Source organism: Mesorhizobium sp. M7A.F.Ca.CA.001.10.2.1 (assembly GCF_003998575.1).
Taxonomy (GTDB): domain Bacteria; phylum Pseudomonadota; class Alphaproteobacteria; order Rhizobiales; family Rhizobiaceae; genus Mesorhizobium.
In genome coordinates this window covers 1-1,816 of record NZ_RZQY01000908.1, presented here as the reverse complement: position 1 = coordinate 1,816, position 1,816 = coordinate 1, and the positions used below count along the sequence as shown (strand labels likewise).

General features: G+C 64.2%; 1 pseudogene. It reads left to right on the top strand.

Annotated features, from left to right (window positions below):
• Positions 1-1,816, top strand: a pseudogene (locus EN964_RS37965) (hypothetical protein); the annotation flags it as partial.

The window sequence follows — 1,816 nt, the reverse complement described above, 5'->3', positions numbered from 1 at the left end:
CGGCAGCCGCGCCGCCCGAATATGTAGCCGACGCCAGCCATGTGGTGAGGCTTCCGGCCAACGCTTCCATCGACAACATCAAGGTCGACGGCCAAAACCTTCTGCTCGAACAGGCCGACGGCTCGGTGATCGTGATCAAGGACGGCGCCCTCAACGTGCCGACCTTCATCATCGGCGACGTCGAGGTGCCGCGCGTTGCGCTGCTGGCAGCGCTGGAAGCCAGCCATGTCGATGTCGCCTTCGGCGCCGACGGTTCCATGTCGGCCGGTCCTGGCGGTTCGAATTCAAGCGCAGGCGGAGATTTCTCGGTTCCCCCCGGCGGTATCGGCGACGGGTTCGACCTGTCGGCACTGCTGCCGCCGACTGCCTTGCAGTTCGGACTCCTGGAGCGGCGCGAACTGTTCCCGTCCATCGTCGACAGGCAGGTTTCAGTGACGGCCACGTCCTTGCTTGCCCCGACCGAAGCGGCCAGTGAAACCGGCCTCAATGGCGGCCAGACACAATCTCCCGGCAGCGACGCGCCAAGCAACGCCGAGACCTCCGGCATCGGAACGATCAGCATCGACGCGCCGGATGGAATTGGCTCGATCGTCATCAACGGCGTCACCGTCACCGGCGTCGGCCAGCAGATCCCGGGCGATTTCGGCTTCCTGACGATCGTCTCCTTCAATCCGAGCACCGGTGCCATCGAATACAACTACACGGTGACCGAATCAGTCGCTCATCCCAATCAGACGAACGGATTCGATCCCAACGACACGGTTCCGGACAATTTCAGCATCACAGTCACGGACGTTGACGGCGATTCGGCCAGCACCACCTTTGCCGTCGCCATCGTCGATGACGTGCCGACGGCGGTTGCCGATACCGACAGCATCGCGGCCGGCCAGTTTGGCCCGGCGACAGGCAATGTACTGGTTGGCGGAACAGATGCCGGCGACGCCAACGCGACGGACGGGGTTGCCGACACCAAGGGCGCCGATGGCGCAACTGTGGTTGGCGTGCAGGCCGGCAACACCAACACCGATGTCGACAATGCGGCCACGCTGAACGCGCCGATCCAGGGCAGCTACGGCACGCTGACACTGCTGGCGGACGGCTCCTACAGCTATGTGCGCGCTGCCGGCACGCCCGGCGGCGTCAACGATGTCTTCACCTACACGATCAAGGACGGCGACGGCGACACCTCGCACACCACGCTGACGATTTCGATCGGCAACTCGACGCCTGTGATCACCGACCTGACGCCGGAGGCCATCGGCGGCGACGTCGTCGTCAACGAGGCGGCGTTGAATATCGGCACGCCGGGCGGGCCTGGGTCCGATCCGGCAAGCACGGCCGAGACCGGCGCCGGCACCTTCACCGTCTCCTCTCCCGACGGCATCAACTCACTGGCGATCGACGGCAACGCCTTCATTACCAATGGCGTGTTCACGGCGGGCTCCTTCACCACCGCATTTGGCAACACGCTCAATGTGACGGCTTACAATGCCGCTACCGGCCAGGTGAGCTACATCTATACGCTGCTCGACAATGAGGCGCATGCCGCCGTCCAGGGCACCAACGACCTGTTCGAGAACTTCACCGTCACGTTGACCGACCAGGATCTGCAGAGCGCCAACGCCACGCTCTCCGTCAAAATAGTCGACGATGTGCCGGCGGCAGCGAATGAAGCCTCGCAGGCGGTTGCGGAAGGTGCTCCGGTGGTGACGGGAACACTGGACTTCGTTGCTGGCGCTGACGGCGCGACGGTGACGCATGTCAACGGCACGCTGCTGGCCTTCGATCCCGGCACGGGCTACTCGCAGTCGATCGA